General features: G+C 76.9%; 14 protein-coding genes and 6 pseudogenes. 12 read left to right on the top strand and 8 right to left on the bottom strand.

Annotated elements, in window-relative coordinates; genetic code table 11:
• Window positions 1–119: 119 nt before the first annotated feature.
• Entirely contained in the window at window positions 120–2,402 is a 2,283-nt protein-coding gene (locus ACH4SE_RS15980) for a glycoside hydrolase family 3 N-terminal domain-containing protein (RefSeq protein ID WP_398543976.1), read from the bottom strand.
• 146 nt (window positions 2,403–2,548) lie between these two features.
• Window positions 2,549–3,079, bottom strand: coding sequence for a PadR family transcriptional regulator (locus tag ACH4SE_RS15975; RefSeq protein WP_398543975.1), 531 nt, complete (start codon window positions 3,077–3,079; stop codon window positions 2,549–2,551).
• Window positions 3,080–3,118: 39 nt separating this feature from the next.
• Here ACH4SE_RS15975 and ACH4SE_RS15970 point away from each other — a divergent pair, with 39 nt between their 5' ends.
• From ACH4SE_RS15970 to ACH4SE_RS15960, 3 genes and pseudogenes are all read left to right on the top strand, one after another.
• Window positions 3,119–3,817, top strand: a complete 699-nt coding sequence (locus ACH4SE_RS15970; protein WP_398543974.1) for a cysteine hydrolase family protein — start codon at window positions 3,119–3,121, stop codon at window positions 3,815–3,817.
• Between the two features lie 26 nt (window positions 3,818–3,843).
• Window positions 3,844–4,413: pseudogene (locus tag ACH4SE_RS15965) on the top strand (PadR family transcriptional regulator); the annotation flags it as partial.
• Between the two features lie 137 nt (window positions 4,414–4,550).
• Complete coding sequence (locus tag ACH4SE_RS15960) at window positions 4,551–5,522, top strand: hypothetical protein (protein WP_398543973.1); 972 nt, start codon at window positions 4,551–4,553, stop codon at window positions 5,520–5,522.
• 97 nt (window positions 5,523–5,619) lie between these two features.
• On the opposite strand, the gene ACH4SE_RS15955 is transcribed toward ACH4SE_RS15960, so the two are convergent.
• Window positions 5,620–6,537, bottom strand: a complete 918-nt coding sequence (locus ACH4SE_RS15955; protein WP_398543972.1) for an NADP-dependent oxidoreductase — start codon at window positions 6,535–6,537, stop codon at window positions 5,620–5,622.
• Between the two features lie 254 nt (window positions 6,538–6,791).
• On the opposite strand from ACH4SE_RS15955, the gene ACH4SE_RS15950 reads away from it, so the two are divergent.
• The 4 genes and pseudogenes from ACH4SE_RS15950 (at window position 6,792) to ACH4SE_RS15935 (ending at window position 11,568) form a co-directional block, all read left to right on the top strand.
• Complete coding sequence (locus ACH4SE_RS15950; RefSeq protein WP_398543971.1) at window positions 6,792–7,622, top strand: hypothetical protein; 831 nt, start codon at window positions 6,792–6,794, stop codon at window positions 7,620–7,622.
• A gap of 533 nt (window positions 7,623–8,155) precedes the next feature.
• A complete protein-coding gene (locus tag ACH4SE_RS15945) occupies window positions 8,156–9,118 on the top strand; it encodes a threonine/serine dehydratase (protein ID WP_398543970.1) in 963 nt (320 codons plus the stop codon).
• 442 nt (window positions 9,119–9,560) lie between these two features.
• Window positions 9,561–10,622, top strand: a pseudogene (locus ACH4SE_RS15940) (silent information regulator protein Sir2); the annotation flags it as partial.
• Between the two features lie 751 nt (window positions 10,623–11,373).
• Window positions 11,374–11,568, top strand: coding sequence for a DUF6191 domain-containing protein (locus tag ACH4SE_RS15935; protein ID WP_398543969.1), 195 nt, complete (start codon window positions 11,374–11,376; stop codon window positions 11,566–11,568).
• Between the two features lie 8 nt (window positions 11,569–11,576).
• On the opposite strand, the gene ACH4SE_RS15930 is transcribed toward ACH4SE_RS15935, so the two are convergent.
• Window positions 11,577–12,473, bottom strand: a complete 897-nt coding sequence (locus tag ACH4SE_RS15930) for an SMP-30/gluconolactonase/LRE family protein (RefSeq protein WP_398543968.1) — start codon at window positions 12,471–12,473, stop codon at window positions 11,577–11,579.
• A 201-nt stretch (window positions 12,474–12,674) separates the two neighbouring features.
• Here ACH4SE_RS15930 and ACH4SE_RS15925 point away from each other — a divergent pair, with 201 nt between their 5' ends.
• On the top strand, window positions 12,675–13,736 hold the full coding sequence (locus ACH4SE_RS15925; protein ID WP_398543967.1) for an NAD-dependent epimerase/dehydratase family protein: 1,062 nt from the start codon (window positions 12,675–12,677) through the stop codon (window positions 13,734–13,736).
• Window positions 13,737–14,441: 705 nt separating this feature from the next.
• Here the strand turns inward: ACH4SE_RS15925 and ACH4SE_RS15920 are convergent.
• Together ACH4SE_RS15920 and ACH4SE_RS15915 are read right to left on the bottom strand one after the other, a co-directional pair.
• Window positions 14,442–15,560 carry a sensor histidine kinase gene (locus ACH4SE_RS15920; protein ID WP_398543966.1) on the bottom strand — a complete coding sequence of 373 codons (1,119 nt, stop codon included), beginning with the start codon at window positions 15,558–15,560 and terminating at the stop codon, window positions 14,442–14,444.
• A gap of 266 nt (window positions 15,561–15,826) precedes the next feature.
• Window positions 15,827–16,549 (bottom strand): annotated as a pseudogene (locus tag ACH4SE_RS15915) (response regulator transcription factor); the annotation flags it as partial.
• A 229-nt stretch (window positions 16,550–16,778) separates the two neighbouring features.
• On the opposite strand from ACH4SE_RS15915, the pseudogene ACH4SE_RS15910 reads away from it, so the two are divergent.
• The 3 genes and pseudogenes from ACH4SE_RS15910 to ACH4SE_RS15900 form a co-directional block, all read left to right on the top strand.
• A pseudogene (locus tag ACH4SE_RS15910) lies at window positions 16,779–17,429 on the top strand (glycosyltransferase family 2 protein); the annotation flags it as partial.
• A gap of 356 nt (window positions 17,430–17,785) precedes the next feature.
• Window positions 17,786–18,391: pseudogene (locus tag ACH4SE_RS15905) on the top strand (DUF2064 domain-containing protein); the annotation flags it as partial.
• Between the two features lie 266 nt (window positions 18,392–18,657).
• Entirely contained in the window at window positions 18,658–19,323 is a 666-nt protein-coding gene (locus ACH4SE_RS15900) for a methyltransferase domain-containing protein (protein WP_398543965.1), read from the top strand.
• A 468-nt stretch (window positions 19,324–19,791) separates the two neighbouring features.
• Here the strand turns inward: ACH4SE_RS15900 and ACH4SE_RS15895 are convergent, their stop codons facing one another.
• A complete protein-coding gene (locus ACH4SE_RS15895) occupies window positions 19,792–20,241 on the bottom strand; it encodes a hypothetical protein (protein ID WP_398543964.1) in 450 nt (149 codons plus the stop codon).
• Window positions 20,242–20,408: 167 nt separating this feature from the next.
• Window positions 20,409–21,596 (bottom strand): molybdopterin-dependent oxidoreductase, encoded by a 1,188-nt coding sequence (locus ACH4SE_RS15890; RefSeq protein ID WP_398543963.1) that lies wholly within the window; start codon window positions 21,594–21,596, stop codon window positions 20,409–20,411.
• Between the two features lie 608 nt (window positions 21,597–22,204).
• Between ACH4SE_RS15890 and ACH4SE_RS15885 the strand changes: the two are divergent.
• Window positions 22,205–22,990: pseudogene (locus ACH4SE_RS15885) on the top strand (glycosyltransferase 87 family protein); the annotation flags it as partial.
• Window positions 22,991–23,204 lie beyond the last annotated feature (214 nt).

The raw sequence follows: 23,204 nt of genomic DNA, 5'->3' as shown, positions 1-23,204 counted from the left end.
GCGCCCGGCCCCTCCCCGGCGGGCCGGCGGCCGGCGGCGGCGAACGGCCCGGCTCCCGGGCGGGAGCCGGGCCGTTCGGGCCGGTCAGGCGTCGCGGCCGGCGGTCAGGCCCGCCGCGCTCAGGACGCCGTGCACGTCGGTACGGGCAGCGGGGAGGGCGGCGCGCCGTTGGCGGTGAAGCCGAAGGAGACCGAGGCGCCGGGCGCCACCGCCCCGTTGTAGGGCGCGTTGGTCACCGTGACCGCTCCGCCGCTCTGCGCGAGCGTGCCGTTCCACAGGCTGCTGATCGTGGCACCGGACTGCGTCCACTGCACGCGCCAGCCGCCCAGCGCCGAGGCGCCGTTGTTCTTCACGCTCACGTCCGCCTGGAAGCCGCCGGACCAGGAGTTGGTCAGCGTGAAGGTGGCCGTGCAGCCGCTCCCCGTGGGCGGCGGGGTGGTCGGCGGCGGGGTCGTGGGCGGGGGAGTGGTCGGCGGCGGGCTGGTGGGCGGCGGGCTGGTGGGCGGCGTCGTGGTGCCGTACGTCAGCCCGTAGCCGTACGGGAAGAGCGGGGTCTTGCCGTCGCCGTCGTTGATCGGCTCCTGCGACGCGCTCTGCATCCACGACATCGGCAGCTTGCCGGTGGGCGCGTAGTCGCCGAAGAGGACGTCGGAGACGCCGTTGCCCTCGGTGCCGGGCAGCCAGGCCGCCACCAGCGCCTTCCAGTCCGGCAGCTGGGCGGCGATGTCGAGCGGGCGGCCCGACACCAGCACCGTCACGACCGGCACCCCGCTGGCCTTGAGCTTGGCGAGCACGCTCAGATCCGTCTGGTCCAGGCCCATCGACCCGGTGCGGTCGCCCTGCCCCTCGGCGTACGGGGTCTCGCCGATGACGGCCACGGCCACGTCGTACGCCGAGGAGATGCCGTCGCCGGTCTTGCTCCAGGTCACCTGCGAGGTGTTGTTCACGGCGGACCTGATGCCCTGGAGGATCGTCGTCCCCTGGGTCGTCGCGCCGCTCGCGCCCTGCCAGCTGATCGTCCAGCCGCCGCTCTGGTTGCCGATGTCGTCGGCGGACTTGCCCGCCACGAAGACCTTCGCGGACTTCGCGAGCGGGAGCACGCCGCCGTCGTTCTTCAGCAGCACCTGCGACTCGCGCACGGCCTTGCGGGCGAGTGCCCGGTGGTCGGCCGAGCCGACCGTCGAGGTGTAGGAGCGGTCGGTCAACGGGTGCTCGAACAGCCCGAGCTGGAACTTCTTCGTCAGGATGCGGCGGTTGGCGTCGTTGATCCGGTCCATGCTCACGGCGCCGCTGGAGACGTCGCTCTTCAGGTCGCCCACGAAGGCCTTGTAGTCGGTCGGCACCATCACCATGTCGATACCGGCGTTGACGGCGGTGGCGACCTCGGCGGCGGTGAACCCCTGCTGCCCGTCGATCTTGTCGACACCCGCCCAGTCCGACACCACGAAGCCGGAGAAGCCGAGTTCGCCCTTGAGCAGGTCCGTGAGGAGGTAGTGGTTGGCGTGGTCCTTCACGCCGTTCCAGCTGCTGTACGACACCATGACCGAGCCGACCCCGCGGTCCACCGCGGCCTTGAACGGCGGCAGGTGGATGGCGCGCAGCTGTGTCTCCGTCAGCGTGGCGTTGCCCTCGTTGACCCCGCCGTCGGTGCCGCCGTCGCCGATGTAGTGCTTGGCGGTGGCCAGGACGGAGGCCGGGCCGCCGAGCGTCTCGCCCTGCAGGCCGGTGATCTCCGAGGTCATCTGCGAGGGCAGGTCGGGCGTCTCGCCGAAGGACTCGTACGTACGCCCCCAGCGGTCGTTGCGCGCCACGCACAGGCACGGCGCGAAGTCCCAGTCGATACCGGTCCCCGACACCTCCTCCGCGGTCGCGTGCCCGATCTGCTGCACGAGGTCGGCGTCGCGCGTCGCGCCGAGCCCGATGTTGTGCGGGAAGATCGTGGCGCCGTAGACGTTGTTGTCGCCGTGCACGGCGTCGATGCCGTAGATCATCGGGATGCCCAGCGGCGTGCTGAGCGCGGTGCGCTGGAAGCTGTCGTACATGTCGGCCCACGAGGTGGCGTTGTTCGGGCTCGGCGCCGAGCCGCCGCCGGACAGCACCGACCCGATGCGGTACGTGGCCAGGTCGCCGGGCGCCGACGCCAGCGCGGTGCGGTCGACCTGCGTCATCTGCCCGACCTTCTCGTCGAGCGTCATCCGCCCGAGCAGGTCGTCGACGCGCTGCGCGACCGGCAGCGACGGGTCCTGGTAGGGGAGGCCGGAGGCCTGCGCGGCCCCGGCCGGGGCGGTCGCGCCGGACGCGTGCACCGCGGCCGTGGTGAGGGAGAGCATGGCGAGCACCGCGCCGAAGGCGAGGGCCGCTCTGCGGTGGTGGTGCCTGCGGGTACTGCTTCTGCTGGACATGGGAACTCCGTGTGGGGGGAGGCCGGTTGGGGCCCGGTGGAGTTTGGGAGCGCTCCCATAGATAAGGCCAGCGCCCGCCTTTCCTTGTCAAGGCCGCAGACGGCCCGGGGGCGGCCCGGCCGGCGGCCCGGGGAGGCGGCGGCGCGTCAGCCCAGGATCTGCCGCAGCCAGGCCCGTTCGGCGCGGCTGGTGGCGCGGGCGACGGTGAGCATGCCGCGCCGGTAGGGGTCGGTGGTGTCCTCGGCGCGCAGCGGGCGGCCGCCGTCGTGGAAGAAGCTCGCGGGCTGCTCCAGGAAGTCCAGCCGTCGGCGCAGCACCGCGTGCTGCTCGGCGGTGTCCGGCAGCTGGGAGAGGAAGGCCAGCACCGTGAAGAAGCGGGTGCTGTCGCTGATGTCCAGTCCGCCGGCCTCCCGCAGCCGGCGCAGCAGTTCGCGGCGGCCGGCGCCGGTCAGGCTCAGCGTGTGCCGCTGCGCCGCCGAGGCGCCCGGCTCGGCGCGCCGCTCCAGCAGCCCCGCGGCGACCAGCCGGGCGGTCGCCGGATAGAGGCTGCCGTCGCTCACCGGCCGGGCGTGGCCGGACAGGTGCGCTATCCGGCGGCGCAGTTCGTAGCCGTGCAGCGGCCCCTCGGCGAGGAAACCCAGGATCGCGAGTTCGAGCATGCTGCTACTCTCGCACATCGAATCGAGGTACATCGAATCGACGTAGGAGGGGTGGGGATGACGTACACCGAGGAATGGGTGACCGCGCGGGCACGCGAGGCCTACGAGCACGGGCGGGCCTCGTTCGACGTGCGGCCCGAACGGACGGCGCTGCTGGTCGTCGACATGCAGGACGAGTTCGTCCGGCCCGGCTGGAGCCCCTACTGGGTGCCCTCGGCGACGCGGATGGCGCCCCGGCTGCGGCGGCTGGTCGGGGAATGCCGGGCCGCCTCGGTGCCCGTGATCTGGACCCTCTTCGACGACACGCACCTCGGCCTGGACCGGCCGCGCGCCCTGCGCCACCTCCCGCACGGCGACACCGGCCGGCGCCGCCCCGGCCCCGCCGAGGTGTGGGCCCCCATGGGCCGCCGCGCCGACGAGGTCCTGATCCGCAAGCCGTCCTACGGCGCCTTCTACGACACACCGCTCGACACCGTCCTGCGCAACCTCGGCCGCGACACCGTCGTCGTCACGGGCACGCTCACCAACTACTGCTGCGGCACCACCGCCCGGCAGGCGTACGAGCGCGGCTACCAGGTCGTCTTCGGATCCGATGTCACCGCCACCGATGACGAGAGCCGGCAGGAACCCGAACTCGCCGTCCTGCGCAAGGGGTTCGCGCTCGTGCTGGCCGCCGCGGAGATCGCCGCGCTGCTGGCTCCCCCCGCGCCCGGCGGGCCGGCCCGGACTCCTGGCCCGGCAGAGGTTCCTGAATAGTCCATGTGGACTGGTAGAGTTCGACCATGCCACGTCGCGTCCTCGACAACCCGGTCGTCACCGCCGTCCTCGGCCTCCTCCTCGAACAGCCCTCGCACCCCCACCGCATGCTCGCCGAGCTGCGCGAACGCAGCGCGCACCACGCCGCCGCGATCACCCGCGGCACGCTCTACAACACCGTCGCGGCGCTCACCGGCGCCGGCTGGGTCGAGGAGCGGGGGCGGCAGCGCGAGGGGAACCGGCCCGAGCGGACGGTCTACGCGCTGACCACCGCGGGCCGGGAGGAGCTGGTGCGGCGGCTCGACACGGAGATCCGCACCCCGCGCCGGGAGTTCTCCGTCTTCCTCGGCGCCGTCAGCTACGTCGGCGCGCTCGGCCCGCACGGGGCGGCGGAGGCGCTCGCCGAGCGCGTCCGGCGGCTGCGCGAGCGTACGGCGCAGGACGAGGCCCGCCTCGCCGCCGCACTGGCCGCGGGGGTGCCCCGCCTGTACGTCATCGAGGCGGAGTACGCGCTGGGGCTCGCACGGGCGGAGGCGGAGTGGGCCGAGAGCGTCATCGGCGACATCCGCAGCGGGGCGCTGGCCTGGCCGGGGCCTCCCGCCGCGGCGGCGCCCGTGACCTCGGACCCGGCCGCCGCCCCCGGGCCGCAGCCGGACGCGGGGCCGCCCGCCGCCCCCGCCCCCGCCCCCGCACCGGTGCGGCCCCCGGCCGCCGAAGGAGAGGAACCGTCCGCATGACCCTGCTTTTCGGCATCTACCCCGGCGGCGTCGTCGGCGACGACACCGGCGGCCTGACCGCCGGCCCGCCGGACGACCCGGCCCGGATATCGGCGGCGCTCGACCGCCTCCAGGGGCGGCCCGGGCGGCCCTTCCTCGTCCGCGCCTACGCGAGCTTCGACGACGCGACCCGCCTCGGCGTCCCGCACCCCACCGACACCCCGGCGGACGCGGCCCGCTACGCAGTGCGCGGCCGCCGTCTCGACCTCGTCGCGCAGTACCGCTCGCGCGCCGCGGACATCGACGGCTACTGCGTCTTCGTCCGCGAACTCCTCGACCGGTACGGCGCGTGCACCGCCACCCTGCAGATCGCCGAGGAGCCGAACGTCACCGGCAACCCGCTGCTGGACGGCGACTACCCCGCGGTGCGCGAGGCGATCGTGCGCGGGGTCGCCGCGGCCCGCACGCACGCCCGCGAACTGGGCCTCGACGACCTGCGGATCGGCTTCAACACCACACCGCTCTTCGGCCCCTCCGCCGGCTTCGCCGCGGGTCTCGCCGCCGCCGGCGGCCCCCGCTTCGTCGCCGAACTCGACTACGTGGGCCTCGACTTCTTCCCCGACGTCTTCCGCCCCGTGCCCGTGGAGGGGATGGCGGAGGCCGTCGCGGGCCTGCTCCACCACCACCGCGCCGCCGTCCTGGCCCCGGCGGGCCTCGCCCACCTGCCGCTCCACATCACCGAACACGGCTGGCCGACCGGCCCCGCGCGCCCGCCGGCCCGCCAGGCGGAGGTGGTCGAGACGGTCGTCGGCACGCTCGCCGCCCATGCCGAGTCCCTCAACCTGAGCGGCTACACCCACTTCTCGCTGCGCGACGCGGACACCGCGCGGCCCGGCCTCTTCCACCGGTTCGGGCTGACCACCGACGACTACACCCCGAAGCCCGCCTTCGAATCCCTGCGCGCCCTCGTCGACCGCCACGGCGGCTGACGCCCCGGGGGCGGCCTTCCCGCTCCCCGGGGCGGAGGGGCCGCACCGGGCCGTGGACGACCGGACGCGCCGGCGCACGTGGGTGCGGCGGCGCCGGTCAGGGGCGGAGGACGATCTTGCCGTGGGCGTGGTGGCCCTCCAGGTCGCGGTAGGCGTCCTGGACCCGGTCCAGCGGGTAGGCGGCGGCGATCGGGACGTCCACGTCGCCGCGGGCGGCCATGCGGGCCAGCTCGCCGAGGACGACCGCGCAGGCCGCCGCACCCTCGCCGTAGGTGCGGGCGCCGACCGCCGCGGCCGCCCGCCAGTCCCGGATCGTGTTGATGCGCCCGGGGTGCACGCCCAGCCGCACCGCCAGCTCCACGTAGCCGTCGCCGAAGGTGTCGATGAACGCGTCGACCGTGCCGCCGCAGGCCTCCCGGATCCGCTCGGCCACCCCGTCCCCGTAGGCCACCGGGACGATGCCGTGGTCCTTCAGCCACGGGTGGTTCCGCTCGCTCGCGAGCCCGACCACCGCGGCGCCGCGGCGGCGGGCCAGCTGGACGGCGATCGACCCGACGCCACCGGCCGCGCCCGAGACGACGACCGTGTCGGACGGCCCGGGGTCCACCGCGAACACCGTCGCGTAGGCGGTCGTGCCGGCCACGTACAGCGACCCGGCCACGTCCCAGGACAGCCCCTCGGGGCGGGCGACCAGGTGCACGTCGTCGACCACGGCGAACTCCGCGTGGCTCGCCCTGCGGTGGGTGAAGCCCAGCACCTCGTCGCCCACCGCGAAGCCGCGGACCTCGGGGCCGGCCTCCACCACGACCCCGGCCAGGTCGCTGCCCTGCCCCGAGGGGAAGGCAGCGGGCCAGCGGCCGTGCCGGGCGCCTTCACGGATCATCACCTCGCCGGGCTGGATCCCGGCCGCGCGCACCTCGACCAGCACCTGCCCGGGGCCGGGCACCGGGCGTTCGACGTCCTCGACGCGCAGCACGTCGATGCCGCCGTACTCGTGGAAGCGCACAGCCTTCATCGGGGGACCCCGCATCTCGTCGTGCCGGACAGGTCTCGGCGGCTCCGCGCCGGACGGCCTGTACGGGCGCTGCCACGGCGCTCAACGCCCCGCGAGCGCGGTTGCTTCCCCCCGCGCCCCAGCGCCCCCTCGCGATACGGCAGTTGACCGTACGCACTCTGGCGGTGCCGTCCCGCCCACCCTAGGGTGCTGCGCGGCACCCGGAGCGCTCGCCGCTCGCGGGCCGGACCGTTCGCCTACCGCCTGGAGGAGCCGTGGGGCACATCACCGTCATGACGCGCAGGGCGGCCGCGCTGGCGGGTGCGCTGGCGCTCGCCGTCGTCGGTACGGCGGCCACCGCGAACAGCGCCCCGGAGCACCCGCACGGCAGCTGCGCCGACGCCCGCGGCACGCTGCTGTTCTGCGAGGACTTCGAGGCCCTGCCGCGCGGCGCCACCACCGGGCACGGCTGGGGGGTGAACGCGCAGAACGGCACCGTGGCCGTGGAGCGGGACACCGCGCACGGCCGGGACCACCGGCCCGGCCAGGTGCTGCACGTGCACACCGAGGGCAACGGGCACGCGTTCGTCGAGGTCGGCGGCCTGTCGGCGCCCGGCAACAGCTTCTACGGCCGGATGCGGGTCCGTGTCGACGCGCTCCCGTCAGCCCCCGACTGGGCCCACTTCACGCTCGTGGAGGCCACCGGCACGGGCGACGGCAGCGTGGTCCGCCCCGTCGGCGGCCAGTACGTGCCCACCGTGGACGGCGGTACGGACCTGTGGGGCGTCGGCTCCGACGGCGGGCCGACCGGCGACTGGACGGACTGGCAGGAGACCTCCCCCGCCCGGGCCGGCCGCTGGACCTGCGTCGAATGGCGGCTCGACGCGTCCGACAACCAGGTCTCCGTCTGGTTCGACGGCCGTCCCCACCCCGACCTCACCGTCGACACCACCGACCACGGCGGCAACCCGGTGGACTTCGTCCTCCCCCGCGTCGACACCGTCCGCATGGGCTGGCAGCTCTACCAGCCCGGCCCCACCCCGTCCTCCTATGACCTCCGCCTGGACGACCTGGCCCTGTCCACCCACCGCCTGGGGTGCGTGTAGCCACGACCCGCCCGCGGGGCGCGGCAATTCGGTGGAGCCCGGCTCCCGCGCGGCGCTAGCGTGGTGACGGCCGTGCGGGACCGCTTCCGGCAAGGAGAAGCCGTTGTACACCTCGTGAGACACCCCTGGCGCTGAACCCGTCGCGCGTCGCGCCTTCGCGCCGCGCTGCCTTTCGCTGCGGTCTCTCATGGAAACGGTGTGTCCCTGTGTCCACGATCCCCTCGGCGGGTGTGCCCGCCCGCCTGCTGAACCTCCTTCGCTGCTGCCCCGCTTGCGCCTCCGTCGGACGCAAGCGCCGGGATCCCGGCGGCCGGCCGGCGTGGCAGTCGCCGTACGGGCCGGCCCCGCACCGGGCGCCCCGTGACCGCTGGGTGCGGGCGGCGGTGCCGGGCGCCTCCCGGCCCGCGGTGCGGCGCGGGCACGTGTGCGGCCGGTGCGACTGAGGACGGCGGCCACCGGATCCGCCCGGACGGGGCGGGGTGAACGGGCCGGCCCGTTCACCCCGGACGGGCGGGCGCCTACGCTGCCGTGGCATGCGGCAGACACGTCTCGACCTCGGCCGGATCCGGGCGGCCCGGGCGGTCATCGATCCCGTCTTCCTCGACACCCCGCTCTACCGCTGTGACGCGCTGGAGCCCGTCCTGGGGTGCGCGGTGAGCGTCAAGCTCGAAACGGCGAATCCGGTGCGCAGCTTCAAGGGACGCGGTACGGAGCTGGTCGCGAGCACGCTCGCGGGGGAGGGGGCGCGGGCCGCGGTGTGCGCCAGTGCGGGGAATCTCGGGCAGGCCCTCGCCTGGTCCGGCGGGCGCCGGGGGCTGGACGTCACCGTGGTCGCGTCCCGCTTCGCGACCGCGGCGAAGCTGGACCGCATCCGCGCGCTGGGCGCCGCGCTCGAACTCGTCGACGGCGACCACGAGATGGCGCGCGAGCGTGCCGCGGACATCGCGCGCGTGGAGGGCGTACGGCTCGTCGAGGACAGCCTCGACGTCGCGACGTGCGAGGGCGCGGCGACCATCGGCCTGGAACTGGCCGCCCACGCCGAGCCGTTCGACGCCGTCCTGGTCGCGCTCGGCGGCGGGGCGATGGCCACCGGCGTCGGTCACGTGCTGAAGTCCCTGGCGCCCGGCACCGAGGTGATCTGCGTGCAGCCGCTGGGCGCACCGGCGCTGACGCTGTCGTGGCGGCAGCGGCGCGTCGTCACCACCCGCACGGCCGTCACCGTCGCCGACGGCGTCGCGGGACGTTTCCCCCTCGCGGAGGTCCTGGACGACCTCCTCCTCGTCGCCGACGACGCCGTGCTGGTCCGCGAGGCGTCGATCGTCGCCGGCGTGCGGGCGCTCTTCGAGCACGCCGGCCTGGTCGTCGAGCCTTCCGCCGCGCTCGGCGTCGCGGCGGTCCTGGAGGATCCCGGCCGCTTCGCCGGCCGGCACGTGGCCGTGATCGTGTGCGGCGGCAACGTCGACATGGCCGCCTACCGCGGCTGGGTGGGCGTCTAGCCGCCCGTACGCACGGGGGCCGCCACCGCCGCGGCCCCGGTCCTCCGCGCTCCGCCTCCTCCTGGCGCCGTAGCCGCCGGGTCCGTTGACGAGGCAGCAAGCGCTTGCTACGTTGTCAGCCGCTCACCGCGCTTGCGCGGCAACGGGCAGGCAGGCACTGCCTTTTCGCGCGCAACCTGCGTTAGTAATCGCTTTCATGCACGCTGATCCGAGCTGCCCGCGTACGTTCCGGGCGGCTCACCCCCCACGCACCTTTCGGACGAGAGGTATCAGCACCGTGAAACACACCAGCACATCCCCCACCGGCGCCCCCCGTGCGCGTGACGTCCGCACCAGGGCCGCGGCCGGGGTCGCCGCCGCGGGCCTCGCGGCAGCGGGGCTGCTCGCCCTGCACCCCGGCGTGTCCCAGGCGGCGCCGGCGCAGCCGCAGCTCAACGCCAACGCGCTGTACGTCGCCCCGGGCGGCACCGACAGCGCCGCCGGCACGCAGTCGGCGCCGACCACCCTCACGTCGGCGATCAGCCGGATCACCGCGGGCGGCACCATCTACATGCGCGGCGGGACGTACAGCTACGCGCAGACCGTCACCATCGCCGACGGCAACAACGGCTCCGCCGGCGCCCTCAAGGAGCTGTCGGCCTACCCCGGCGAGAAGCCGGTGCTGGACTTCTCCGCGCAGAGCGAGGACCCCGCCAACCGCGGGCTCCAGCTCATGGCGTCGTACTGGCACGTCTACGGGCTCACCGTGCAGCGCGCCGGGGACAACGGCATCTACGTCGGCGGCAGCAACAACGTCATCGAGCGCACGGTGACGGCCTTCAACCGCGACTCCGGCCTCCAGCTCGGCCGGATCGCGTCCACCACCCCGCAGAGCAAGTGGCCGTCGAACAACCTCGTCATCAGCGCGGAGTCGCACGACAACGCCGACAGCGACGGCGAGGACGCGGACGGTTTCGCCTCCAAGCTCACCACCGGCACGGGCAACGTCTTCCGCTACGACGTGTCGCACAACAACATCGACGACGGCTGGGACCTCTACACCAAGACCGACACCGGCCCCATCGGCCCGGTCACGATCGAGGACTCGCTCAGCTACGACAACGGCACCCTCTCCAACGGCGGCCAGGCCGGCAGCGGAGACCGCAACGGCTTCAAGCTGGGCGGCGAGGACATCCCCGTCGACCACGTCGTGCTGCGCAACATCGCCTACCACAACGGCCACCACGGCTTCACGTACAACAGCAACCCGGGCCACATGACGGTCACGGGCAACGTGAGCATCGACAACACCGAGCGCAACTACTCCTTCGACGCGGGCACCTCGGTCTTCCGGAGCAACACCTCCTGCCGCAGTGGCAGCGGCAGCAACGACAAGACCGTGGGCGACGCCGACAGCTCCAACCAGTTCTGGAGCGGCACCAACGGCTCGCGCTGCTCCTCCTACGACGGCGCCCTCACCTGGTCCTTCGCCTCCGACGGCTCCCTCGTCGTGACCTTCGGCGGCCAGACCCCGCCCACCACCACCCCGCCGACGACGCCTCCCACCACGCCGCCGACGACGCCCCCGACCACCCCGCCGACCACGCCGCCGACGACCCCGCCCACCGGCGGCACGCTGCTCAGCGACGACTTCGAGGACGGCGACGCGAGCGGCTGGACCACCACCGGCGGCTCGTGGGCGGTCCGCTCGGCCGGCTCGCACGTCCTCACCCAGTCCACCGTGGCCGGCACCGCGGTCGCGCTGGCCGGCTCGCCGGGCTGGACGGCGCAGAGCGTGCAGGCCTCCGTCAAGCCCACCCTCTTCGACGGCTCCGGCGAGTACGTCGCCGTCGTGGCCCGCGCGCAGGACGCCTCCGACTACTACGCGCTCGTGCTGCGCGACGCGAACAAGGCCGAGATCCGCCGCGTCTCGGGCGGTACGGCCAAGGTGCTGGCCAGTGTCTCCTTCACCGTCGACACCGGCACCGCGTACACCGTGCGGCTGTCGGCCCAGGGCGGCACGCTCACCGGTTACGTCAACGGCGCGGCCGTGGTGAGCGCGAGCGACAGCACGTACGCGTCCGGGAAGGCCGGCCTGAGCACGTACCAGGGCACCGCCGACTTCGACAACGTCGTGGTCACCTCAGAGTAGCCGCACGGTCGCACCGCGTACGGGTGGCCGGGCCGCGGGAGTTGCGGCCCGGCCGTCCGCGCGTGCGGGGGCGTAGCCTGAGGTGGACAGCGCCTGCTGCCGGCCGGCCCGCGGGAGGTTCCGCATGTTCAACATCCTGGACGACCTGTTCGCCCCGTCCCGCAAGCACACCGACGACGAGCGCAACCGCCTGGAGCTGTTCCGCGACGAGGAGGGCAACGGCGACCCCGCCCGCGGCCCGATAGACCTCTCGTCCGGCAAGGTCGTGGTGCGCGCCCCGCGCACCTCCCCGGAGGAAGCCCCGGCGGGCGGGGCGTAACCGCGTGGTCACGCAGCGGCGAAGTGGTGCGCGGGAAGTCCCGGCACCGCCACCTCGCGGTACAACACCGCGCCGGACAGCGGCCGGCGCGCCAGCTGCCCGCCGCTCAGCCCGCGGGTGGCGGACGTGACGAACATCGTCCGCAGGTCCGGCCCGCCGAAGGCGATGCTCGTCGGCCGCCGCACGGGCAGGTCGACGCGTTCGCGCACGGTGCCGTCCGGTGCGAAACGCGTGACGTGGCTGCCGTCCCAGAAGGCGCACCACACGTCGCCGGCCGCGTCCACCCGCAGCCCGTCCGGGACCCCGTCCAGCGCGGTGGTGTCGGCGAGGACCTCGCGGGTGCCGAGCGCGCCGGTCGCGGCGTCGAAGGCGTAGCGGTACACGCGGTCGCGGCCGGAGTCGACGACGTACATCCACCGGCCGTCCGGCGACCAGTCGATGCCGTTGGCGCACCGGAATCCGCCGTCGGCCGTGCGGTAGGTGCCGTCGCCGTCCAGGACGTGCAGCCGCCCGTCCGGGCCCGAGGCGTCGTCCTCCAGGGTGCCGGACCAGAAGCGCCCCGCCGGGTCGACGGCGCCGTCGTTGAAGCGGCACGACGGGCGGTCCGGCTCGGGGTCGGCCAGCAGCCGCAGGGCGCCGGTACGCAGGTCCAGCAGGTGCCAGCCCGTACGCAGGGCCGCGACCAGCACGTCCGGTTCCGCGGTCAGCCCGAGGCAGCCCACGTCGGCGCCCACCCGCGTCACCCGCGCGGCACCGGCGCCCTCGGTCCGGCTCAGCACCTCGCCCGCGACGATGTCCACCCAGTGCAGCGTGCGGACGCGCGCGTCCCACAACGGCCCCTCGCCCAGCCGGTGCCGTCCGTCCGAGAAGACGCCGACCCCGCCGGGCCCCGCGGTGCTGCTCACGAGACGGCTCCCCTCCGCCGGGCACGATCGCGCCGGTAGTCCGGACAACGGCGTACGCTATCCGACCCGTTCGCTGCGGCGTCCCGCGGCCCCGGCCGGGGACGGACCTGACCTGCCCCGGCCGGGGGCGGATCTGACGGAAGGCTTACGGGCGGGCGCCGGGCGGCCCGGAGCGCGGGGCGGGCGCCTAGCGTCGCCGGTATGCGCGTCCTCGTCACCGGCGGAGCCGGGTTCATCGGCTCCCATATCGTCACCGCCCTCGCGGCGGAGGGCCACGAGCCGCTCGTGCTCGACGCCCTGCTGCCCGCCGTCCACCCCCGCAGGCCCGAGATCCCCGCGGGCGCGGCGTTCCGGCACGGCGACGTCCGCGACGCCGACCAGGTACGGGCCGCGCTGCGCGGCGTCGACGCCGTCTGCCACCAGGCCGCCATGGTCGGCCTCGGCTCGGGCGTCCACGACGCCCCCGCGTACGTCTCCTGCAACGACCTCGGCACCGCCGTCCTGCTGGCCGGCATGGCCGAGGCGGGCGTACGGCGGCTGCTCCTCGCCGGGTCCATGGTCGTGTACGGCGAAGGCCGCTACACCTGCCCCGAGCACGGGCCCGTCCGCGCCGCGCCGCGCCGGGCGGCGGACCTCGACGCCGGCCGCTTTGAACCGCCCTGCCCGCGGTGCGGTGCGCCGCTGCTGCCCGGCCTGGTCGCGGAGGACGCGCCCGTCGACCCGCGCAACGTCTACGCGGCGACGAAACTCGCGCAGGAGCACCTCGCCGGTTCCTGGGCCCGCGCCACCGGGGGCCGGGCGGTCGCCCTGCGCTACCACAACGTGTACGGGCCCGGCATGCCGCGCGACACCCCCTACGCGGGTGTCGCGTCCTTCTTCCGCTCCGCGCTGGCCCGCGGCCGGGCGCCGCGCGTCTACGAGGACGGCGGCCAGCGGCGGGACTTCGTCCACGTCACGGATGTCGCGCGGGCCAACGTCGCCGCGCTCGCGGCGCTCGACGACCGCCCGGCCGGTGCGTGCACCCCGTACAACATCGGCAGCGGCTCGCCCCGAACGGTGGGCGAACTCGCCGCCGCCCTCGCCTCCGCGGCCGGCGGGCCGCCCCCGCTGACCACCGGCGAGTACCGGCTCGGCGACGTCCGCCACATCACGGCGGACTCCGCCGCCGCCCGCCGCGACCTCGCGTGGGCCCCGCGGGTCGCCTTCGCGGCGGGCGTCTCCGCATTCGCCGCGGCCGCGCCCCGGGAGCCGGCCGGCGGATGAGCCTGCCCGCCGGGAGCGGAGGAGGAGGTCGCCGCGGGGCGCCTCCGGCGCGGGCCTTGGCCGGCGCTGGCGGTGCGAGGGCGCGGTGTGCGCGGCGGGTGGGCGGACGCGCGGTTCGCCGCGGGGCGCGGCGCTGCGGGGCGCGGCCTGCGGTGGGGGCGCGCGGGGCCCCGTGTCGCTTCGGGGGCGTTGACCCCCTAGTGGGCGGGCGCGGGGTTCGCCGCGGGGCGCGGCGCTGCGGGGCGCGGCCTGCGGTGGGGGCGCGCGGTCCCTGTATCGCTTCGGGGGCGTTGACGGCCCTGGTGGGCGGTCGCGGGGTTCGCCGCGGGGAGCGGCGCTGCGGGGCGCGGCCTGCGGCGGGCCCGGCCGGGTCCCTGTGTCGCTTCGGGGGCGTTGACGGCCCTGGTGGACGGGCGCGGGGTTCGCCGCGGGGCGCGGCACTGCGGGGCGCGGCCTGCGGCGGGGGCGCGCGGGGCCCCGTGTCGCTTCGGGGGCGTTGACGGCCCTGGTGGGCGGGCGCGGGGTTCGCCGCAAGCCGCGGCACCGCGGGGCGCGCGGGTCCCCGGGTTCCTCCGGGACGGGACGGCCATGGTCGCGGGGCACCGGCGCTGGGAGGCACACGGGACCCACCGCAGGGGCTGTCCGGGGCGGGCGGCGGCGCGGGGCGTCCCGGTCCTCCGGGGCGTGCCCGCGGGGGCCGGCCGGTCAGGCGAGCGGGGGGCCCAGGGGGAGGGCGACGTCGAAGCGGCAGCCGCCGGGGACGTTGTGCACGTCGGCGCGGCCCGCGTGCGCCTCGACGATGCCGCGGACGATCGCCAGGCCCAGGCCCGCCCCGGACGGCGGGGTCCTGGCGGGGCTGCCCCGCCACCCCGTGTCGAAGACCCGCGGCAGGTCCTGCTCGGGAATCCCCCCGCACGCGTCCGTCACGGACAGCAGCGCCGTTCCGTCCCGGTGGCTCACGGACACCGCCACGGTGCCGTCCGGCGGCGTGTGCCGGATCGCGTTGCTCAGCAGATTCGCCAGCACCCGCGTCATCTCCTTGCCGTCCACCTCGACCGGCACATGGGCGATGCGGTCGCCCACCAGCCGCACACCGCGCTCGCGCGCCAGCGGATCCGCGCCCAGCATCGCGTCCGCGGCGAGGTCGCGCAGCGACACCCGGCTCGGGGTGAGCGTGAGGGCGCCCGCGTGGATGCGGGACAGCTCGAAGAGGTCGCCGACCATGCCGTTGAGCCGCTCGACCTCGGTGCGGATCTGCCGGTGGTAGCGGGCCGGGTCGTCCGCCATGCCGTCCTCCAGCGCCTCGGCCATCGCACGCAGGCCGGCGAGCGGGGTGCGCAGGTCGTGCGAGATCCACGCGACGAGCTCGCGGCGCGACACCTCCAGGGCGCGCTCCCGCTCGCGCGAGGCGGCGAGCCGGTCGCTGGTGGCGGCCAGTTCGCGGGTGAGCGCGGCGAGTTCCGCGGTGGCCGGGACGGGCGGGGCGGCGAAGCTGCCGCCGTCCCCGAAGGCGCGGGCGGCGAGCGTCAGCGCCCGGCTGCGGGCGACCACCCAGCGGCCCATGAGCAGCGCGGTCGCGAGCGACACGACCGCGGCCATGGCCGCGACGAGCGTGACGACCCGCAGGTCGTGCGGCGACAGGAACATCGCCTGCGCCACGGCCAGCGTGCCGCCCAGCATCGTCGTGACGGCGACGACCGCGACGACCGCGAGCGACACGGCGACGGAGCGGTGCCGTACGAGCCGCAGCGCGACCGCTCCCGAGAGCCCGGCGCATGCGGCGCCGCCCAGCGCGAAGAGGGCGATGAGCGCGATGTCCTTCACGACGCCGTCCCCTCGGCGCGGGACCCCTCGGCGCGGGGCGGCCCGGGTACGGCGGGCGGCGCCGCCTCGCCGCCCGGGGCGGAGGCGGGCGTCCGGTCTCCGCCGGCCCGTGCGGCGCCGTCGCCGGCGGGGTCCGGGGCGTACCGGTTCGCCGCCGGCTGTCCGAGCGGGTCGGCGGGGGTCAGGGGGCCCTCCCGGCCGTCGGCAGCCGGGGGCCCCGGGGGCAGAAGGGTCGCGGGGAGGGTTCGCCCGGTGGGCGCCTCCGCCTCCGGGCCGGGCCCGTCCGGGGGGTCGAACCGGTAGCCCACGCCCCACACCGTGCGGATCAGGCGGGGGGACGCCGGGTCGTCCTCGATCTTGGCGCGGAGGCGGCGGACGTGCACGGTCACCGTGGACAGGTCGCCGAATTCCCAGCCCCACACCACCCGCATCAGCTCCTCGCGGCTGTGGGCGCGGCCGGGGTGGGCCAGGAACCAGGCGAGCAGGTCGAACTCGCGGAGGGTGAGGGTCAGTTCGGCCGGGCCCTTCGCGGCCCGCCGGGCCCCCGTGTCGACGGTGAGCCCGGCCGCGCGCAGTACCCCCGCGGGGCCCGCCGGGCCGGTCGGGCCGGTACGGGCGCGACGGAGCACGGAGTCCACCCGCAGCACCAGCTCGCGCGGGCTGAAGGGCTTCGTGACGTAGTCGTCCGCGCCCATTTCGAGGCCGGCGATACGGTCCTCCTCGTCGCCCCGCGCGGTCAGCATGATCACCGGCAGCGGGCGCTCGGCCCGCAGCCGCCGGCACACCTCCAGGCCGTCGATGCCCGGCAGCATCAGGTCAAGGACGACGAGATCCACCGCCCCGGCGGCGGCCTCGGCGAGGGCGGCGGGGCCGTCCGGGACGTGCACGGCGGTGTGGCCGGCCCGGCGCAGGTAGCCGGTGACGACCTCCGCGACGGTCGGGTCGTCGTCGACGACCAGGATCCGGGCGGGTGCTGCTGGCGTACTCATGCCCTCCAGCCTCGCACCGGGGCGCCCGGGGCGGCCGCCCCGGGAGGGCCGGGCCGCCCGGTGTCCGTGTTTCGTAAGGAGTCCGTGTCCGCTATGTCCGCCGGGAGTTCCTACGGTGGCTGGCGTGACATCTCATCGCCTGGACGACGCCCCGGGCCTCGCGCCCGCGCCCGCGGCCGCCACGGACGCTGCCACGGACGCCGCTGCGGACACTCCTGCGGGCGTCGCCGTGGACGTCGTCCTTCCCTGTCTCGACGAGGCCGGGGCGCTGCCCTGGGTCCTCGCCCGTATCCCCGCCGGCTGGCGCGCCCTCGTGGTCGACAACGGCTCGCGCGACGGATCGCCGGAGATCGCCCGCCGCCTGGGCGCGGTCGTCGTCCCGGAGCCGAGACGCGGCTACGGCGCCGCCTGCGACGCCGGGCTGCGCGCCGCGACCGCCGACATCGTGTGCTTCTGCGACTGCGACGCGAGCCTCGACCCCGGCCTGCTCACCGGCTTCGTCCGGGAGGTCGCCGGCGGCGAGGCCGATCTCGTGCTCGGCCGTCGCCGCCCGGCGGCCAGGGGTGCCTGGCCCGTTCACGCCCGCGCGGCCAACCTCGCCCTCTCCGTCCTCCTCCACCGCCGCACGGGCCTGCGGCTGCACGACCTCGGCCCGCTGCGCGCCGCCCGCCGCGACGCCCTCCTCGCCCTCGCGCTGACGGACCGCCGCAGCGGCTACCCCCTCCAGACGGTGGTCCGCGCCGCCGACGCGGGCTGGCGCGTACGCGAGCGCGACGTCCCCTACCTCACCCGCGAGGGCCGGTCCAAGGTGACCGGCACCTGGCGTGGCACCTGGCACGCCGTACGCGACATGCGCGCGGTCCTGGCGGAGCCCCCGCACACGGCCTGCCCGCCGCTCCCTCGGCAGGCGGCCGCGGACGCGCACCGCACCGGGACGGCGGCGCCGCGGACCGGGGCGGACGGGACGCCGCCGGGCCTCACGGCCCCCGGGACGCCGGGCGGTCACGTGGGCGGCGGCGCCGGACCGGCCGGGGTGGCCGCGTCTGCCGGGCCGGAGGCGGGGCGTGGGGCGGCGGTCGGTGGCGGGCGGCGGGAAGGCGGCAGCGGGAGTGAGGGTGTGTCGGCCGGGTCCGGGCCCGGGGCATCGGGGGCCGCGCGCGCGGTGACCGGCGGGGCGCGGGAGGAGGGCGGCGGCGCGGCGCGGGCGGGTCGTGGTGCGGGGGGAGGGGGCGGGCGGTGACGGATCTCGTGGTGATCGCCAAGGAACCCGTCGCCGGGCGGGTGAAGACGCGGCTCACACCGGACTTCTCGGCCGGTGAGGCCGCGGCACTCGCGGCGGCCGCTCTCGCCGACACCTTCGCCGCGGTGGCGGCGACTCCGGCGCGGCGGCGGGTGCTGGTGCTCGACGGGCGGCCGGGACCGTGGGTGCCGGACGGCTTCGCCGTCGTCCCGCAGTGCGCGGGCGGGCTGGACGCACGGCTGGCCGCGGCCTTCGACGCGTGTGCCGGGCCCGCGCTGCTGATCGGCATGGACACCCCGCAGGTGACGCCCGCGCTGCTGCGTACGGGCACGGACTTCGGGGCGTACGACGCGTGGTTCGGCCCCGCCGCGGACGGCGGCTTCTGGGCCCTGGGCCTCGCCGCCCCCGACCCCGCGCTGCTGCTCGGCGTACCGATGTCCGTGGGGTGGACCGGCGCGGTACTGGAAGCGCGCCTCCGCACGGCGGGCCTGCGAACCGGCCGCCTCCCGGTTCTGCGGGACGTCGACACGGCCGCGGACGCCGCGGCGGTCGCGGCCCTGTGCCCTGACGGCCACTTCGCCGCGCTGCACGCCCGGTTGACGGGAAGCCGGCTCACGCCCCCGGGCCCCGCGCCGGCCCCACCCCCGCGAGCCGCGGGTGCCGGGGCGGACGCGGGCGCGCCTCCCGCGGGTCCGGCGGGGGAGGGGTGCGGTGGGGTGGTGGACTCCGGGCTCTTTCCGGACGGTTCGGTTGCTGCGGTGGACGGCTGCGTTCCCTCGGGGCGGCCGGGGGCGGGCGGCCCCGCGGGGCGCCGGGCGCCGGGTGCGCCGGACGGCAGCCGGTGGTGAGCGTGGGGGAAGGCGTTGCCGTGGGGGCGCGGCGCGCGGTGGCCGGCGGCGCCTGGGGCGAGGACGCGTACGAGCGGGCGCTGCGGGCGGGCGGGGGGCCGTTGTTCCTGCGGCGGGGGGACGGGTGGCTGCTGCCGCTGGAGGTCGAACGGTGGCTCGCGGACGCGGACGCCGCCGACGAGAGCGTGCTGCGGCGCTGCCGGGGTGCCGTCCTGGACATCGGGTGCGGCCCCGGACGGCTGGTGGCGGCGCTGGCGGGGCGGGGCCGCCCGGTCCTGGGGGTGGACGTCAGCTCCGCGGCCGTGCGCCGGACGGTGCTGCGCGGCGGGGCCGCGCTCTGCCGCTCCGTCTTCCACCCGCTGCCGGGTGAGGGCCGCTGGGCGACCGCCCTGCTGCTGGACGGCAACATCGGCATCGGCGGCGACCCCGCGGCACTGCTCGCCCGCGTCGCCGAACTCCTCGCGCCCGGCGGCCGGCTGGTCGCCGAGGCCGCCCCGGTGGAGGTGGACGAGCGCTGCGAGGTCCGCCTCGACGGCGGACGCGGCGACCTGGGCGCCCCCTTCCCCTGGGCCCGCCTGGGCCCCGCCGCCCTGTGCCGTACGGCCCACGCCGCCGGCTGGACCACGGCCCGCACCTGGCGCACGGCGGACCGCCACTTCGCCGAACTCCGCCCGCCGGGGGCCTGAGCGCCGTTCCGCGGCCCCCGGCGGGCGTGCGGCGACAGCCACCACACCTCGCGGCGTGGTCGGGCTCGTCCGCACATGGCCCCGGCGCCCGGCGCCCGCCGTCCGGGCCGGGTCCACGCGGGCGCCCGGGGCCACCGCCCGGATCCGCGTGCCGCGCGCGGCGAGCTTGCGGCCCCCGTCCTCGGCGGCGTCGGTGTCGGCGCGGCCCGGCGGCCCGGCGGCCCGGTGGAGGACAGCGGGAGACAGGGCGGCGCGGGGCGCCCGGCCCACTTGCCCGCGGCCCCCCGCGGCGAGGAGGGCGGCGGGCCCGTTCCCCGCGCGGCGGCGGCCGGTGGCGGGGTGCGCGGGGTTCGGGGCGCACCGTCGGTACGGCGGGTGACCGGTGTCCGGGCTGCCGTGCCGAACCCCGGTGACGGCACGGCGTTTTCCGCGCGGCGCGGCGGCGAGGGACCCCCGGCGCCGGCGGGGTCAGGGTTGGCGGGGTGGCTCGCCGTTTCTGCGGGCCGCCCGGCGGGCGCGCAGGGTCGCCGTGGCCGCCGCCGCGAGGGCCGTCAGCGCCGTCACCGCCAGCAGCGCGAGCACATTGCGCCCGTAGGGCAGCGGCAGCACCGAGGGGTTCGCCGGGTGCCCGGGGCGGAGCAGCGCCGGGAGGGCCACCAGCAGCAGGGCGCCGCCGGTGAGCAGTGCGCCGCGGACCGCCGTCCGCGCGGGCAGCCGCGCCACGAGCACGCCCGCCGCCAGGACGAGCGGGGCGATCACGGCGTCGTGCAGCAGCGCGGCGCCGGCCAGCCACTCCAGGACGGGGTAGGGGTCGCGGAGTTGCGCGAGGTGCCAGCCGCCGACGGCGAGCAGGAGGAGGCCGGGGACCGCCAGCCCGGCGCGCACCCGGGACAGGCCGGGGCGGTGGGCGCCCGGCAACCGCCCCGGCCGTCCCCGACGCCTCCGCGCTCCGGCGGCGTACCGGGCGAGGGCGACGGCCCCGGTCCCGCGGCGCCGGGGCGCCGGGCGCCGGGTGCCGGGCGCGTCCCCGGGGGGTGCGGCCGCGGGTGGTACGGGGTGGCCGCCGCGGGCCGGGCGGCGCGGTCTCACCGGACCTCCAGCCGCGCGACCCACTTCGTCTGGAGGACTCCGGGGCGGTTCGGGGCGATGATGCGGGCCGGGTAGCCGTGGTCCGGGGCGAGGGGGGCGCCGTTCAGGCGCAGGGCGAGCAGGGTCAGCGGGTCCCACGCGTAGGGGGCGCCCATGTCCATGACGCGGTAGGCGCCGTGCCGTTCCAGCGAGACGACCCGCACCGCGGAACCCGGCGGGGCGCCGGCGCGGCGCAGCAGGTCCCGGATGCGGACGCCCTCCCAGTGGGCGTTCACGCTCCAGCCCTCGACGCAGGCGATGGGCAGCCGTGCCGCGGACTGCGGGAGGGCGGCCAGTTCGGGCAGCGTCAGCCGCAACGGCGTGGCCCCGCCGGTCACTTCGAGGTGCCAGCCGCGTAGGGCCGCGGGCGTCACCCCGGCGGCCGCGGCGGTCCTGTTGACGGGCAGGCGCTGCGGTCCGTGGCCCGGGTGGCGGGGCGCCAGCAGGTCCAGCGGGGCGAGCGGGGTGAACGACTGGCCGGCGGTCGTCAGCGTCACCGCGCCCACGGCCACGCCCAGGCCGGCGAGCAGGGCCCGGCGGTCGGGGCCGTCGCGCTCCTCGCCGGGCAGCGCCAGGGTGCCGGGGGAGCGGCGGGTCCAGTGCGCGGCGATCTGCGGCGCCTTCGCCGCCAGGTGCAGCAGCAGCGCACCGGCCAGCACGTAGGCCACCGCGTAGTGCACGGGCACGAAGGAGAAGGGCCAGGGGTACCACTGGACGGTGTTCAGCAGCCCGCTGAAGACCTCCAGCATCGCGGCCGCCACCAGCACGGCGACGGAGAGCCGTTCCAGCGCGTGGGGCACCGAGCGCACGGGCGGCCACGCGAAGAGCCGCGGGTAGACCGTCCACAGCTTCGCGAGCAGCAGCGGTATCGCGGCGGTTCCGGTGGCGACGTGCAGGCCCTGCGTGACGCGGTAGCCCCACACGGGGCGGGCCGGCAGGCGGCCGAAGAGCCAGCCGGGCGGGTGCTGGAGGAAGTGGCTGACCAGGCCGGTGACGAAGCACACCAGCAGCGCGCCCCCCAGCCACCGGCCGATCGCGGTGGCCGTCCGGGGGTCGTGCAGCCGCCCGGTGAAGGCGGGCAGCGGGGTGTCGCGCAGCCGGGAGAACGGGGTGCGCGGCCGCGGGGTTCGGGTCGTCGTCCTCATGCCGCCATGCAACCCCCGCGCGGTGGCCCGCGGGCCGGACGGACACCTTACGAATCGCGGACGCCCGCCCCTGTCCCCCGCTCACGGGGCCCGCGCGGTGCCACGGTGATCAGGTGACCACCCCCGCCGACACCCCACGCCCCGAGCCCGCGGCCCCTGCCCCGGCCCGTCCGGCCCCCGGCCCGGACGGCGCCGCGACGACCGCGCGCACCCCGGCCGCGACCCCCGCCCCCGGCGGGACGGAGCCCGCGGCGCGGCGTTCCGCCGTCCGCGGCCGCATCCTCCTCGTCCTCCTGCCGCTCGCCGCGCTCTGCGCGGGGGTCGTCTGGACGCTGCGGGCCGGGGGTACCGGGTACGCCAACGGGAGCACGCTCCTGACGTGGCGTTACGCGGCCTGCTGGGGGCTCTTCTGTGTCGCGTCGGCCGCTCTGCGGGCCGTGCCGCGGCACCGCGCGGCGGCGCTCGTGCTCGCCGGGGGAGTGGCTGTCGCGCTCGCCGGGACGGTCGCGCCGCCGCGGACGAGTACGGACCTCTACCGCTACGCGTGGGACGGGCGGGTGCAGGCGGCCGGGATCTCGCCCTACGACCACGCGCCCGCCGATCCCGCCATGGGCGCCCTGCGGGACGGCTGGCTCTTCCCGGCGCGGGCGCACTGCGGGGAGCGCGGGCTGGCGAAGCTGCCCGGCGGGGGGTGCACGCGGATCAACCGGCCGCGGGTGCACACGGTCTACCCGCCCACGGCCGAGCTGTACTTCCTCGCGGTGCACGCCGTGTCCCCGCACGGCGTGCGCTACAAGGCGCTCCAGGCCGGCGGCGCGGGGCTGTCGGTGGTGACCACGGTGCTGCTGCTGCGCGTCCTGCGGCGGCGCGGCGATCCGCGCCTGGCGGCGTACTGGGCGTGGTGCCCGGCGGTGCCGGTGGAGGCGGTGAACAACGCGCACGCCGACGTGCTCGCCGCTGCGCTGTCCGTCGCGGCGCTCGGCCTCGCGGTGCGGCGCCGCGGTGCGGGCGCGGGCGTGCTGGGCGCGGCGATCGCCGCGAAGCTGCTCCCGGCGGTGCTGCTGCCCGGCGCGCTGTCGGGTGTGCGCCGGTGGCGGGACGCGGCGCTGACGGTGGGCGCGGCGGCGGGCGTGACGGCCGCGCTGTACGTGCCGTACCTCGCGGTGTCGCGCTCCTCCGTGCTGGGCTACCTCGGCGGCTACGCGCAGGAGGAGGGCTACGACGACGCGGCCGCGGGCCACCGCTACGCGCTGCTGCGGCTGGTGCTGCCGGACGCGTGGGCGCTGCCCGCGGTCGCGGTGGTCATGGCGGTGGTGGCCGCCCGTGCCGTACGCCGCGGGGATCCGGCGCGGCCGTGGCGGGGGGCGCTGACCGTCACGGGCACGGCGTTCCTGCTCATGACGCCCGGCTACTCGTGGTACGCGCTGCTGGTGGTCGCGCTCGTGGCGCTGGACGGGCGCTGGGAGTGGCTGGGCGTGGCGGTCGCGGGGGCGGCCGCGTACCTGCTGACGGCGCACTTTTCCGACACGTGCGCGTACGCCTACGGGGCCGCCGCCGTGCTGGCGGCGGCCGGGGCGGCGGCGCGGCGGGCGGCGCGCCGGAACGGGG

The organism is Streptomyces sp. NPDC020983, from assembly GCF_044333485.1.
Classification (GTDB): Bacteria; Actinomycetota; Actinomycetes; order Streptomycetales; family Streptomycetaceae; genus Actinacidiphila.
The sequence above is the reverse complement of the archived record's forward strand: the minus strand, read 5'-3'. Positions and strand labels throughout refer to the sequence as shown.